13 protein-coding genes are annotated in these 13,152 nt (G+C 59.5%); 4 read left to right on the top strand and 9 right to left on the bottom strand.

Translation table 11 applies throughout. The annotated features are described in order from the left end of the window. Positions 1–111 precede the first annotated feature (111 nt). Positions 112–834, bottom strand: a complete 723-nt coding sequence (gene pgeF / locus ACA061_RS22835) for a peptidoglycan editing factor PgeF (RefSeq protein ID WP_497300086.1) — start codon at positions 832–834, stop codon at positions 112–114. Further along, positions 831–1,793, bottom strand: a complete 963-nt coding sequence (gene rluD / locus ACA061_RS22840; protein ID WP_042561128.1) for a 23S rRNA pseudouridine(1911/1915/1917) synthase RluD — start codon at positions 1,791–1,793, stop codon at positions 831–833. The genes pgeF and rluD overlap by 4 nt, the downstream gene beginning before the upstream one ends. Positions 1,794–1,944: 151 nt before the next feature. On the opposite strand from rluD, the gene ACA061_RS22845 reads away from it, so the two are divergent. The 4 genes from ACA061_RS22845 (at position 1,945) to ACA061_RS22860 (ending at position 6,244) form a co-directional block, all read left to right on the top strand. Then, positions 1,945–2,961 (top strand): outer membrane protein assembly factor BamD, encoded by a 1,017-nt coding sequence (locus tag ACA061_RS22845; protein ID WP_150617369.1) that lies wholly within the window; start codon positions 1,945–1,947, stop codon positions 2,959–2,961. 127 nt (positions 2,962–3,088) lie between these two features. Then, complete coding sequence (locus ACA061_RS22850; RefSeq protein WP_042561130.1) at positions 3,089–3,322, top strand: PP0621 family protein; 234 nt, start codon at positions 3,089–3,091, stop codon at positions 3,320–3,322. Next, positions 3,312–4,901, top strand: a complete 1,590-nt coding sequence (locus ACA061_RS22855; protein ID WP_150602208.1) for a sensor histidine kinase — start codon at positions 3,312–3,314, stop codon at positions 4,899–4,901. Before ACA061_RS22850 ends, ACA061_RS22855 begins: the two co-directional genes overlap by 11 nt. Then, positions 4,898–6,244: a sigma-54-dependent transcriptional regulator gene (locus tag ACA061_RS22860; RefSeq protein WP_497300087.1), complete on the top strand. Its 1,347-nt coding sequence runs from the start codon at positions 4,898–4,900 to the stop codon at positions 6,242–6,244. Before ACA061_RS22855 ends, ACA061_RS22860 begins: the two co-directional genes overlap by 4 nt. Before the next feature lie 91 nt (positions 6,245–6,335). Here the strand turns inward: ACA061_RS22860 and thiO are convergent, their stop codons facing one another. Genes thiO through ACA061_RS22895 form a run of 7 tightly spaced genes read right to left on the bottom strand, consistent with a single transcriptional unit; the run spans position 6,336 to position 13,107 of the window. Continuing rightward, positions 6,336–7,436, bottom strand: coding sequence for a glycine oxidase ThiO (gene thiO, locus ACA061_RS22865; protein WP_210554903.1), 1,101 nt, complete (start codon positions 7,434–7,436; stop codon positions 6,336–6,338). 57 nt (positions 7,437–7,493) lie between these two features. Next, the gene (locus ACA061_RS22870; protein ID WP_047303296.1) at positions 7,494–7,895 is read right to left on the bottom strand and encodes a type IV pilin protein; all 402 of its coding nucleotides are present in this window, start codon (positions 7,893–7,895) and stop codon (positions 7,494–7,496) included. Positions 7,896–7,910: 15 nt separating this feature from the next. After that, entirely contained in the window at positions 7,911–11,000 is a 3,090-nt protein-coding gene (locus ACA061_RS22875; protein ID WP_497300088.1) for a pilus assembly protein, read from the bottom strand. Further along, positions 10,987–11,466, bottom strand: a complete 480-nt coding sequence (locus ACA061_RS22880; RefSeq protein WP_150617365.1) for a pilus assembly PilX family protein — start codon at positions 11,464–11,466, stop codon at positions 10,987–10,989. Before ACA061_RS22880 ends, ACA061_RS22875 begins: the two co-directional genes overlap by 14 nt. Before the next feature lie 11 nt (positions 11,467–11,477). Then, positions 11,478–12,191: a PilW family protein gene (locus tag ACA061_RS22885; protein WP_150602203.1), complete on the bottom strand. Its 714-nt coding sequence runs from the start codon at positions 12,189–12,191 to the stop codon at positions 11,478–11,480. Next, positions 12,188–12,637, bottom strand: coding sequence for a type IV pilus modification protein PilV (gene pilV / locus ACA061_RS22890; protein ID WP_210554901.1), 450 nt, complete (start codon positions 12,635–12,637; stop codon positions 12,188–12,190). The genes ACA061_RS22885 and pilV overlap by 4 nt, the downstream gene beginning before the upstream one ends. Then, positions 12,634–13,107: a GspH/FimT family pseudopilin gene (locus ACA061_RS22895; RefSeq protein ID WP_150617362.1), complete on the bottom strand. Its 474-nt coding sequence runs from the start codon at positions 13,105–13,107 to the stop codon at positions 12,634–12,636. The genes pilV and ACA061_RS22895 overlap by 4 nt, the downstream gene beginning before the upstream one ends. Positions 13,108–13,152: the final 45 nt, after the last annotated feature.

A 13,152-nucleotide genomic window follows, 5' to 3' on the forward strand; every position in this document is an offset into this window, starting at 1 on the left:
CAGGCCGGACCTAAAAACCATCCTGAATAAAGAAACCTGCCAGATACCACTGTAGATGCGGTCGATTCTGCGAGATTCAAGCGGCGGAGAGTTGATGCAGGTCAGGCAAGTCTAGCGGGTGAGCCAGATAAGGGAGGCGAACCGACCAGTGCGAGATGCACGGCGGTAAGAAAAGAAGCGCGGGTCGGTCACGGTGCAGAAACCTCCACCATAAACAGCAGTGACACCACGGGCTGCCAGACGCAGGCGCGCCAGCATGTAGATGTCAGCCACGAACTTGCCTGCATTGTCGCTCGGTACGAACGCTTCTGCTGCTTCAGGCAGTTGATTGATGAAGACTTCCCGAACTTCCGGGCCGACTTCAAAGGCTTTCGGGCCAATGGCTGGACCGAGCCAGACCAGCACCTCTGCAGCCGGAACATCGAGGCTGTCGAGAGTTGCCTCAAGCACGCCCGCCACCAGACCACGCCAACCGGCATGAGCGGCCGCGACACGCGTGCCGGCACGATCGCAGAACAATGCCGGCAAACAATCTGCGGTCATTGCGGTGCAGGCAATACCGGGCGTTGCAGTCCAGCAGGCATCGGCAGTCGCAACAATGCCTGGGTCAGCCTGTGCCACGGCAATCCCGTGAACTTGCTGCAACCAGGCAGGCTTTATAGAGAAGTGATCGGTCAGACGCCGACGATTCTCGGCAACCGCCTCGGGACGATCATCAACATGATCGCCCAGATTGAGGCTGTCGAACGGCGCCTCGCTGACACCTCCCTCGCGGGTGGTGACACAGGCCCTGACGCTGGCCGGCGCAGGCCAGTCCGGCGTCAGCCAGTTCATCCGATGAAGGCCTCGCGATCCTGTTTGAGCAGGGTCAGCAGCCAGACGAAATCTTCCGGCAACGGCGATTCCCAGCTCATGCGCTGACCGGTCGTCGGATGATCCAGCTCAAGGAAACGCGCGTGCAGTGCCTGACGCGGGAATTGCTTGAGGGTTTCGACCATGTTCACGTTTGCAGCTGGCGGAATGCGGAAGCGACCGCCGTACGCCGGATCGCCGACCAACGGGAAGTTGATGTGCGCCATGTGCACGCGAATCTGGTGAGTACGACCGGTTTCCAGTTTTACCCGCACGTGAGTGTGGGAACGGAAACGCTCCAGCACGCGATAGTGGCTGACGGCAGGCTTGCCGCCCTCCATCACCGCCATGCGCTGGCGCTGCTGGCCGTGACGACCGATCGGGGCGTTGATCTTGCCCCCGGCGGTGACCACACCAATCACGATGCACTCGTAGATCCGGCTGACGCTGCGACTCTGCAATTGAGTAACAAGCTTTGTCTGCGCCTGAATGGTCTTGGCCACCACCATCAAACCGGTGGTGTCCTTGTCCAGACGATGCACGATACCGGCGCGCGGGACATTGATGATGTCCGGCACGTGGTGCAGCAAGGCGTTGAGCAGCGTGCCATCGGCGTGACCGGCGGCCGGGTGCACCACCAGGCCCGCAGGCTTGTTGATCACCAGGATGTCGTCATCTTCGTAGACGATATCGAGTTCGATGTCCTGGGCGATCCACTCACCCTGAGCTTCCTGCTCGGCAGTCAGTTCAAGGATGGCACCGCCATGAACGATGTCGCGCGGGCGGATGACCGCCCCGTCCACAGTCAGGCGACCTTCTTTGATCCAGGCGGAAAGGCGCGAGCGAGAGTGCTCAGCGAAGAGTTGGGCAGCGACTTGATCGAGGCGTTGGCCGCCCAATTCGGACGGCACCTCTGCGCGAAGTTCAATTTTATCGGACATGCTCTGACTGTGCGTCGGCACAGCTTTTGGTTTCGGCTGCGCGCTTGTGGTTAAATACGGCGTCTTTTGCCCCGAGGCTTTTCAACGGGGCGCTCATCATAACAGGACGGCCCCGCCCAAGACAGCGGCCGTCATAGGGACGCAAGCCGCCATGCAAGTGAAACACCTGCTGCTGATCGCCATCCTCGCATTGACCGCTGCTTGCTCATCGAAGGAAGTCGTAGACGAAAACCTGAGTGAAGCCGAGCTGTATCAGCAGGCTCAGCAGGACCTGGACAACAATAGCTACACCAGCGCCACAGCCAAGCTGAAGGCTCTGGAGTCGCGTTATCCATTCGGTCGCTACGCCGATCAGGCACAACTCGAACTGATCTATGCGAACTACAAGAACGCCGAGCCGGAAGCTGCAAAGTCTGCCGCCGAGCGTTTCATTCGTTTGCACCCGCAGCACCCGAACGTGGATTACGCGTATTACCTCAAGGGTCTGACTTCCTTTGACCAGGACGTCGGCCTGCTGGCGCGCTTCCTGCCGCTGGACATGACCAAGCGTGACCCGGGCGCTGCCCGCGACTCCTACAACGAGTTCGCCCAGCTGACCAGCCGCTACCCGAACAGCCGCTACGCGCCGGACGCCAAGCAGCGCATGATCTACCTGCGCAACCTGCTGGCCGCCTACGAAATCCACGTAGCCGACTATTACCTGACCCGTCAGGCCTACGTCGCCGCCGCCAACCGTGGCCGTTATGTAGTGGAAAACTTCCAGGAAACCCCATCGGTCGGCGACGGCCTGGCGGTGATGACCGAGGCTTATCAGCGTCTGCACCTGGACGAACTGGCCAACACCAGCCTGGAAACCCTGAAGCTCAACTACCCGGATCACCCGACCCTGCAAGACGGCCAGTTCGTGCCAAGGGTTGCAGAAGCCGACAACCGTTCGTTCCTGAGCAAGGCGACCCTCGGTCTGATCGAGTCGCGTCCGCCGCTGCCGCCGGGAGAGACCCGCGCCAACCAGGACGTGCAGAAGCAGTATCAGGACGCGAAAGATTCGATCCCGAACGAGCTCAAGCCTAAAGACGAGAACGGCGACGTGATCGAAGAGCCGGAGCCGGAATCTACCGACACCGACCGCTCGTGGTTCAGCTACATGACTTTCGGCGTGTTCGACTGATCACACCGGATGTACAGAAAAGGGAGATCTTCGGATCTCCCTTTTTCATTACCGCGCTTTAATAGCGCTGTGCGCTTGTCAGGACCTTGGCTAAACTGCCGAATCATCCGTCGAAAAGCCGCTCATCATGCTTCGTTTATTGTTCTGGATTGCCCTGATATTTGCCGCGATATGGCTGTGGCGCAAGTTCAAGGCCCCTGCTTCGTCCGCCCAATCCCCTCGCGAGCAAGATGCTGCGCCGATGGTGCGCTGCGCCCATTGCGGCGTGCATCTGCCCCGCGACCGCGCGCTGAGCCTTCAACAACAGTGGTATTGCAGCCAGGCTCACCTCGAGCAAGGCCCAGGCTCCAGTGATCGCTGAGGCCGCCCACGCCGACAGCAAACAGGCTCAGCGACTGCTGCGCCTTTATCATCTTTACCGTTTAAGTGTCGGCATCACCTTGGTGCTGCTGATCTCCAGCAATATGGACAACCGCCTGCTGACGTCGGCCAACGACGATCTGCTGCGCAACGGCAGTTGGCTGTATCTGGTGCTCAACATTTTGCTGGTGGTGTTCCTGGAGAACATCCGACGCCCGGCGCAATTATTCAGCCTGGCGCTGGTCGACGTACTGCTGCTGTGCGGCTTGTTCTACGCGGCTGGCGGCGTGGCCAGTGCGCTCGGCAACTTGCTGATCGTTTCAGTGGCGATCAGCAACACCTTGCTACGCCGACGCATTGGTCTGCTGATCGCTGCCATCGGCGCCCTCGGCATTGTCGGTTTAAGCTTTCTGCTGAGTTTCAGCCATCCTCTGAGCGCCAACGAATACCTGCAGGCCGGCACCCTCGGCGCGCTGTGTTTTGCCGCATCGTTGCTGGTGCAAGGGCTGGTCCGGCGGCTGGAGGTCAGCGAAACCCTGGCCGAGCAAACCGCCAGCAAAGTGGTCGGCCTGGAGGCTCTCAATGCGCTGATCCTGCAACGCATGCGCACCGGGATCCTGGTGCTCGACGAACAACGCCGGGTACAACTGGCCAATCACAGCGCGCAGACCCTGCTAGCGCAATCGCACCTTCAGGGCCATTTGATCGACGATTACTCGACCGCGCTGGTCGAACGCCTGCAACTGTGGCTGAACAACCCGACACTGCGTCCACAGAGCCTGAAAATCCCCGGCAACGGTCTGGAATTGCAGCCAAGCTTCATCGCCCTCGAACAAAGCCCCAATCAACAAACCCTGGTGTTCCTCGAAGACCTCGCGCAGATCGCTCAACAAGCCCAGCAACTGAAACTTGCCGCGCTCGGGCGTTTGACCGCCGGCATTTCCCACGAGATTCGCAATCCGTTGGGTGCCATCAGTCATGCGGCGCAGTTGTTGGGCGAGTCCGAGGAACTCGATAGCGCGGATCGGCGTCTGACGCAGATTATTCAAGACCACTCCCAGCGCATGAACCGAGTTATCGAAAACGTCCTGCAACTGTCCCGCCGTCAACAGAGCGCTCCACAACGGCTGGACCTCAAGCCGTGGCTGGAAAACTTCGTCACTGAGAGCCGCATGCAGGCTACCGAGCGGCAGAAGATTCATCTGCGGATCAACTCGGGCGACTTTGCGACCCTGATGGATCCCGACCAGCTCACACAAATTCTCGACAATCTTTTACGCAACGGCTGGCGTCACAGCGCCTTGCTGCATGATCAGGCCGAGGTCTGGCTGGCCCTGTTCATCGACCCCGACAGCCAACTGGCGGTGCTCGAAGTGCAAGACAACGGCCCCGGCGTGCCGCTTGATCAGCAGCCGCATCTGTTCGAACCGTTCTTCACCACCAGCAGCCAAGGCACTGGCCTGGGGCTTTATCTGTCCCGTGAGCTGTGCGAAAGCAACCAAGCGCGCCTAGACTTCAATCCACGCCAAGGCGGCGGCTGCTTTCGCATCACCTTTGCTCACGGACGGAAACAAAGTTGAACACGAGCCCACGGCAAAAAATCCTCATCGTCGACGACGAACCGGATATCCGCGAACTCCTGGAAATCACCCTGGGACGGATGAAACTCAACAGCTACAGCGCACGCAATCTGGCTGAGGCCCAGGCGCTGTTACAGCGCGAGACCTTCGACCTGTGCCTGACCGACATGCGCCTGCCCGATGGCACGGGGCTGGAACTGGTGCAGCACATTCAGCAACGTTATCCACAACTGCCGGTGGCGATGATTACCGCGTACGGCAGCCTGGAAACGGCAATCAATGCGTTGAAGGCCGGGGCTTTCGACTTTCTGACCAAACCGGTAGATCTCACCCGACTGCGGGAATTGGTCGCCACAGCACTGCGCATGCCCGCCGTTGGCGACGCTAGCACCTCAATTGATCGACGCTTGCTGGGTGATTCGCCGCCGATGCGCAACCTGCGCAAACAAATCGACAAACTCGCTCGCAGCCAGGCACCGGTGTACATCAGCGGTGAATCCGGCAGCGGCAAAGAGCTGGTCGCACGACTGATCCACGAACAAGGGCCCCGCGCCGGCAAGCCGTTCGTGCCGGTGAACTGCGGGGCAATACCCTCGGAACTGATGGAGAGCGAGTTTTTCGGCCATCGCAAAGGCAGTTTTACCGGCGCAGTCGAGGACAAACCGGGCCTGTTCCAGGCTGCACAGGGCGGGACATTGTTTCTCGATGAAGTGGCGGACTTGCCACTGTCGATGCAGGTAAAGCTGTTGCGGGCGATTCAGGAAAAAGCCGTACGCAGTGTCGGCGGTCAGCAGGAAACCGTGGTCGATGTGCGCATTCTCTGCGCGACGCACAAGGACCTCGACGCAGAAGTCGCCGCCGAGCGCTTTCGTCAGGATCTTTATTACCGGCTAAACGTGATCGAATTGCGTGTGCCGCCCCTGCGCGAGCGACGGGATGACATTGAGGTGTTAGCGGCGCACATGCTCGCGCGCTTGGCCAAGGACACTTTGCAACCGGCGGCGGCCCTGCATCCGCAGGCCTTGGAAGCGCTGAAGAACTACCGGTTTCCGGGGAATGTGCGGGAACTGGAGAACGTGCTCGAACGCGCGCATACCTTGTGCGAGAACCGTACGATTGAGGCTGAAGATTTGCGCTTGAGCGAGGGCAACTGTGCGGCGGATAGCGGGATTGCCGATCTGACGCAGATCGACAATCTGGAAGATTATCTGGAGAACGTCGAACGTAAACTGATTTTGCAGGCGCTGGAGGAGACCCGCTGGAACAGGACTGCGGCGGCGCAGCGGTTGAGTCTCTCATTCAGGTCGATGCGTTATCGCCTGAAGAAACTCGGTCTGGACTGATCCTTTACAAGATCGCAGCCTTCGGCAGCTCCTACATTGGAATGCGTTTCCTGTAGGAGCTGCCGAAGGCTGCGATCTTTTGACCCTGGTTTTAAATCCGCCCGGCCGGTGCATACGGCGCTGGATCAATAATCGGCGCTCGCCCCAGCATCACATCGGCAAACAACTGACACGACGCCGGCGCCAACACCAACCCGTTGCGGTAATGCCCGCAATTGAGCCACAAACCTTCAAACCCTGGCACCCGGCCAATGTAGGGAATCCCCTCCGGCGAACCCGGACGCAACCCTGCCCAATGCCCCACCACTTCGGCATCGGCCAGTGCCGGCAACAATTCAACTGCCGAGGCCTTGAGGCTTTGCAGCGCCACATCGGTCGGGGTCTTGTCGAAGCCTTCATGTTCCAGCGTGCTGCCAATCAGTGTGTGCCCGTCGCGACGCGGAATCGCATAGCGCCCCTTCGCGAGCACCATGCTCGGCAGAAAGTCAGCCGCACACTTGTAGAGGATCATCTGGCCTTTGACCGGCTCTACGGGCAGCGTCAGATCCAGCGTCTTGAGCAGATCACCGCTCCACGCGCCAGCCGTTAGCACGACCTGATCGCCAGTGATCACGCCAGTGGAAGTCTGCACGCCAACAACCCGCTCGCCCTCGCGAACAAAACCGCTGACTTCGCACTGCTCGTGAATCGTCACGTTCGGCAGCGCCAGCAAGGCTGCTTTCAGGGATTTCACCAGGCGAGGATTTCTTACGTTGGCCACATCGGCCATGTAGATAGCCCGCGAGAATCCAGCACCGAGCACCGGCACTGCATCGTGCGCAGCCGAGATATCCACGGCCCGCAACGGACGGTTTTCCCGTTCCGCCCACGCCAGCGCGTCGGCTTCGTCGTCCAGATCCAGCCAGTACAAACCCGTGGTATGGACTTCAGGATCAACGCCGGTGTCGGCAAACAAACGCTCGCCGAGCTGTGGATAAAAATCCTGCGACCAATGCGCCAGGGCGGTGACTGCCGGGCTATAGCGCCACGGATACAGCGGAGAAACGATACCGCCGCCCGCCCAGGACGATTCCTGGCCGACATTCGAGCGGTCCAGCAGCACCACGCTGCGCACTTCGGAGGCGAGATTGTAGGCCGTCAGCAGGCCAATCACCCCGCCACCGACAATCACCACTTGCTGTTGCCTGGTCATGTTTGATCCAACCGTAAAAAAGACAGTGGGCGCAAAAGGCGCCCGAAGATAAGCGCCTCAGCGGCCCCAGCAATCCTTGGTGGTCAGCCCGGTGGTCGCGTTGTTCATGCTTCTGACGCCGGTGTTGGTCAGGGTGAAATCCCCGCACTTGTCGGTGGCCATGGCCGTGCCCGTTTTACGGGCGGCAGTCAGCAGGAAGGTCTGATCAGTGATCGTCGGCGTGAGGGTGTAGAAATCATTACCCGCGCTCAGGCCGGTGATGCCGGTATAGACATTGTTCTTGGTGTAGAAGCGTTCGAGGCTCTGTGCCTGTTCCGAGAGCAGCGACACCACTTCGGCGCGGCGGCCTTTCTTCACGTATTCGTTGTAACTTGGAATGCTGATGGTGAGCACAATCCCGATGATCGCAATCACGATCATGATTTCGATCAGGGTGAAACCTCGGTTGGATCTGCGCATGCCTCAAACTCTCACTTACTGTATTTGTCGCCACATGATACGACGACTACCGCCGCCGCCCTTTTCTACAATGATGGTGATAGTGCCGCTGGTGTCGGTCATGCCTTTGCGTTTGCCGTCACTGGAGATGAAGTTCAGCGTCGGAATGCCGCCAGTGAATATCACGCCACTGGAGATCGTGTCATTGCTGTCGACCAGGCTGTCGGAATTGGTGTCGAGCACGGCATAGTTGAGCATCTTACCGCTGAACGCATCGAGTTCGACCAGTTTGCCGGTACCGAAACTCGCACAGGGATCGGTGGTGTCGACGCTGGCCGTGGTGAAGACGATGCGGCCCAGCACGATACTCGCTTGATTGATCACCCGCTCGCCGGTCAGCACGTTGTTATACACCAGCGGCAAGTACCAGCCCTTCTCCCCCGGATACGTCGTGTCATTTTGCGATGTGGTCAGGAATTGCCCGGTGCTACCGGAGAATGAGCCAGTAATTGCCTGCGGCTGCAAACTGCTGACGGTCAACTGCCCGGCCCCGCCATCGGCATCCCACACTGAATAGAACGCCTGCAAATCCTTGTTGGTCTTGTCGGCGGTTTCGTTGAATTTACCGGTACCGACGAAGATCTGTTTGCCGCCCGCTGCGTTGTCCGCCAGCAAAGGTTGCGCCGTGATCGGCTGCGTCGCCCCGCCCGCCGTGGTGAACAGCGGCTTGCCGGAAAACGCCACGCCCCAGCTGTCGGGTGCTGTGGCGCTGAGGTCGAATTTCCACAACCGCCCCTTCAAGTCACCGCCATAGGCAGCCTGCACCACGTTTTGCGAGTTGACCTTGAGCTTCACCGAGGACAAACCGTTGCTGGTGTCCGTACTGTCGACAACTATCTTTTTGATCAGCGAACCGTCGCGTACATCCAGCACATACAGCGCTGCCAGCCCCGAATTGCTGCCATAACCGTTAGAGATAAACGCCGCCCAGCGACCATCGGCCAAGCGTGCCACTTCCGGTCGCGCATAGGCATAACCCAGATCATTAAAAACGTTGCCGGTGTTGGCGATGGCCGGTGCGCTGACTTCCCACAACGCACGCATGACGTTGCCTGCGGAGGCATCGAACAGTTGCAGCGCATAGAAGGTTTTGCCACCCGCACCGGTGCCGCCAATGGCCAGGGTTTTCCAGGCGTTGTTGAGTTGCGCGTCATACACGCCGACCTGGCCGTCGACCAGAAACTTGTGGCTGACGCCATTGATGTAATTCGGGTCGGCGATCAAGCGTAACGACGGCAACACACTGGACGGCATGTAGGCGTAACGCCGGGTACCATTGGCCGAGTTGATGACGTTGACGAAACCATCGTTGGCATTCACCACCAGGCTGGCGCTCATGTTCGCCGCTTTGGTCGTCAGGTAAGTGCTGTAAGTGGTGTCGTTCGACAGGTCGGAGGCGGTTTTGTCCGTGGGCGCGGCCAGCACCAGTGGCGAATTGATGATGTCGCCGAGCAATACACTGCGAGCCCTGAGTCCGCTCTTGTTGGTGCCCTTGCTCCACTCCACCAGATCAATACCGGTAATGCCGGTAGGCAGACCTCCACTTAGCGTCGTCTGTTGCGCCGCGGAAAAATTACCGTAGGCCAGGGTGACGGCAGCGTTGCTTGAGGTGTTCCAGGATTGGTAGGTCGGCGCGGTGGCCCCCGGGACAATTGTGGTGTCGGTGTTCCAGAGTGCCGTCGATGTATTAACGGTTCCGGCCGATGTGAAGCCGAATGCCTTGATCGTGCCGCGCCAGTCCTTGGGGTCATAGGTGGTCTGATAGAAACTGCTGCTACTGCTGAGGGTGGTCCCGCTGACAACACCGGCACCACCGGAACCGGCCTTGGAGGTGATGTCGCTCAGCGCCGATGACAACGCCGCATTGAGGCCAGCGCTGTCGGTCGCCTGATAGTAACGACCCTGCCCGTAACTCGCCGCGTCGGAGAGCATGTCGTTGTCAGCGGCGAAGCCCACGGTGTAGGTGTTCATGTTCTGCTTGGGGAAATCCACTGCGTTCCAGCTCTTGCCTGCTGCGTCGGTGCCGGTGGAGCGCATGTCGATGTCGTAGGCAAATTTGGCGATGTCATCCAGATACAACGTGTCACCCTCACCGTCGCCGTTAAGGTTGTCGCCGTCATTGTTGACGCCGTCCCAGTTCGGCAAACGGTTCGTGCCCAACGGATCATTGGTCGGGAAGGTACGGTCGAACGTCGGCAAGCCGTCAGTGATCACCACGCCGTAATTTTTCTGGCAGCGGTACTGGATCGGGCTGGTGTAGGTGCTCGGTGTACTGTTGTAGAACGGCGCCATGCCGCGCATGTAGCGAGTGACTTCGTAATAGGTTTCCGCCAATGGCGTGTTGGCCACGGCGCTCAAGTTGTTGATCGAGGAGATCAGCACGTTGTAATTGGAGTCAGCCTGGGCCTGGGTCACGCTGCCGGCGACCGCTGACAGATCAGCAATTGAGCGGGCAATGTAGCCACCATTGCCAGAGTTGGTGCTGGTCGCCGGGTTGAACGTCGACAGCCCCATGCGCAAAGTCCGGTTGCTGCTGACCAGTGCCGTGGAAACGTTGCGTGCGACGTTGATTCGGTAATCGTTGGGGATCGCCCCGGTGGTGAAGTCGCGGGTGCCATTGTTGATCGCAAGACTGACCACGTAAGAAATGTAATCCCCTGAATAGCGTGTATTACCGCCACCCACCGGGTCCGGCAGCTTCAGGCAAAGCGGCGCAAGGCTGTTGTTGTAAAACGCATAGGCACCGCCAGAGCAACCTGAGGTCGGCAGACTCGACAAGAACACGGTATCGCCCGTAATCGCTGGCGCATTCAGGCCTGAGCACAACCCCAGGAACGCATTGCACTCCCGGGCGGGCGTGCGGTTGAGCGTCGGATCGAATCCCGCCGCATAGATGATGCTGTTCATGCTCCCCGAATCGTCGATCAGCAACATAACGTTCGGTGGCACCGCCGCCGCACTCAGCAATGGCGAGTCAGACGGCGTGAACGCATAAGCCGGTGCGGCCAGATAGAAAGTCAGCAGCATGCCGGTCAGCAGAGATGCGCAGCGTTCAAAACTTCGCATAGACACTCTCCACAACGCTACGCGAAGTACCGGCGATGCCGACAGCGGTCACCCGATAAAGGGTCGCCGACGTGTTGCTCGGTACATTCACGGCGGTCAGCGTCGTACCGATGTTCTGTACGCCATAGAAGCCGTTGCCTGCGGCGATCCAGAGTACCCCCGAGGTCGAATTGAGCCCCGCCGCACTCACCACCGACGACTCGGCTGGCGGCGCACATTGCGTGGTGCCGCTGCACACTGCCAAAGCAAAACTGTCCAGTTGCACCGCGCTCTCGCCCACACGCAACGCCGCTTCGGCGGTCTGAAATGATTGATTGCGCAGGCCTACGCTGCCGGCCATTTTTTCCTGCAGGTTGGCACTCTGCATCGATGAAAGGCCGATCATCGTCATCAGCAACAGAAACACCAGGCTGACCAGCAGCACCATGCCCTTCTGTGCCTGACGCTGATGGAGAGAAATCCTCATCACCCTGCCCCTCACTGCAAGCGGTTGCGCAAAGCGGCAACCACGTTGAAGGTTTGATTGCGCACCCGGTTGTTGGGGTCGGCGAGGGTCAGGCTCAGGCGCACGCTGCGAATACGTGCCGGATCGCCCGGATTGGTGCTGTAGGTCGAGGCTGCGACATCCGTCGCGGAACTCGCCAGACCGAATGTCACGTTGAAAGCACTGACGTTGTTCACCAGCACCTGTTGCGCCGGGTTGCCGCTGCCAGTACCCATCAGTATCTGGTTGTTGCTGAAGCTGTAGATCAGACGTCGTATCGGGAAGGCGATCTGCCCGGTTGCCGGGCTTCGCAACCCGGTGTAAGCCGTCGCGCTGTTGCGGCAATCAGACAGCACTGTCCAGGTGGGTGTGCCGCCGCTACCACCAATATCCGCCGTGACCAGCGTCAGCTTGAGATTGGCGTTATCCCAATTGATCGGCGTGATCTGCGCCGCATTGAAGTCCCCGGCATTGCTTGAATCGGTGATGACGCCAAGGCAGCCGAACATTCCGACCATGCGGATTTCCTGGATCATTTTGCTCAATACGAAGCGCGCGTCTTCCTGCATGGCAGCAGCGCTGTTCTGGCTGACGTAGGTGTTTTTTGCGGCAATGAAAATCTGCACCACGCCCAACACTACGATCAGCCCCAGCGCCAAAGCGATCAGTAATTCGATAAGACCGAAACCGTGGTTTTGGCGCTTCATGGCGTGACCACCGGATCAACGGCGGCTCGACTGCTCAGGACAAAACTGCGTTGAGCATTGGCCGTGTTGGCCGCGCGCGCGTCACTCCAGGTGATGGTGATGGTGTAAACCCGCTGGTTGAGGGTGATGCTGCCAGTCGCAGTCGGCCCGCCGAAGTTGACGATACTGGTGGTGAAATCGTAGAGATCCTGATCGCGGGCGTTGCCCAGGTTGGCCGAGATCGGTGGCGTAATGGTGTAATTCGCGCCGGAGTTGGCGCGGATGCGGTCCATCATGTCGTAGGCGATGAAACTGGCCTGACTGGTCATGCGTGAACTGTCGGTGTATTTCAGTGCATTCAGTTGCACCGCCGCCGCACCGAGCAGCCCGACCGTCAGAATCAGCAACGCAACCAGCACTTCGATCAGCGTCATACCCTGCTGTACGCCTTTGCTCCCTGCCCTCATCCGCAACTTCCACCCAGTTGAATTCGTCCGTTCAAACACACGTTAAGCGTCCTGCTCTGCGTTCCCAGCGTGTAACTGATGACCACTGCCGTTGAGGGTGCGGCCAGACCGCCGAGGTTGTTGAAATCCAGCGCGGTCACTCCTGAGGTTAGCGTCAGAGTGGCGCCGCTGCTCATCGCCGGAACAACCCGCAACACATTGGCCGCAGTGCCAGTACTGTCGTAGACAGCCAATTCACCGGTCCAGACGCTGCCCCCGGCGGTCGGACGCAGGCGCAGCGTCGTGCCGCGGTCAATCGCTTCGAGCCTGGCGAAATTGATCGCCCGCTGCAGATCGCCCATTTCGGTATCGGCCTTGCTGCTTTGTATCGATCGGGTGAAAGCGGGCACCGCCAGTGTGATCAGGACCAAAAAAATCGCGATGGCGACCAGCAACTCGATCAGCGTGAAACCTTTTGTACGATGATCCATCGATGCCCTCCGTTGCCGTCGGCTATACCTGCTTCTACACGCTAG

The sequence above is a fragment of the Pseudomonas sp. LBUM1668 genome (assembly GCF_059695715.1).

Bases quoted from the DNA above. Each gene is read 5' to 3' on its own strand.
- pgeF (WP_497300086.1), bottom strand. From the start codon at position 834: ATGAACTGGCTGACGCCGGACTGGCCTGCGCCGGCCAGCGTCAGGGCC.
- rluD (WP_042561128.1), bottom strand. From the start codon at position 1,793: ATGTCCGATAAAATTGAACTTCGCGCAGAGGTGCCGTCCGAATTGGGC.
- ACA061_RS22845 (WP_150617369.1), top strand. From the start codon at position 1,945: ATGCAAGTGAAACACCTGCTGCTGATCGCCATCCTCGCATTGACCGCT.
- ACA061_RS22850 (WP_042561130.1), top strand. From the start codon at position 3,089: ATGCTTCGTTTATTGTTCTGGATTGCCCTGATATTTGCCGCGATATGG.
- thiO (WP_210554903.1), bottom strand. From the start codon at position 7,436: ATGACCAGGCAACAGCAAGTGGTGATTGTCGGTGGCGGGGTGATTGGC.
- ACA061_RS22870 (WP_047303296.1), bottom strand. From the start codon at position 7,895: ATGCGCAGATCCAACCGAGGTTTCACCCTGATCGAAATCATGATCGTG.
- ACA061_RS22875 (WP_497300088.1), bottom strand. From the start codon at position 11,000: ATGCGAAGTTTTGAACGCTGCGCATCTCTGCTGACCGGCATGCTGCTG.
- ACA061_RS22880 (WP_150617365.1), bottom strand. From the start codon at position 11,466: ATGAGGATTTCTCTCCATCAGCGTCAGGCACAGAAGGGCATGGTGCTG.
- ACA061_RS22885 (WP_150602203.1), bottom strand. From the start codon at position 12,191: ATGAAGCGCCAAAACCACGGTTTCGGTCTTATCGAATTACTGATCGCT.
- pilV (WP_210554901.1), bottom strand. From the start codon at position 12,637: ATGAGGGCAGGGAGCAAAGGCGTACAGCAGGGTATGACGCTGATCGAA.
- ACA061_RS22895 (WP_150617362.1), bottom strand. From the start codon at position 13,107: ATGGATCATCGTACAAAAGGTTTCACGCTGATCGAGTTGCTGGTCGCC.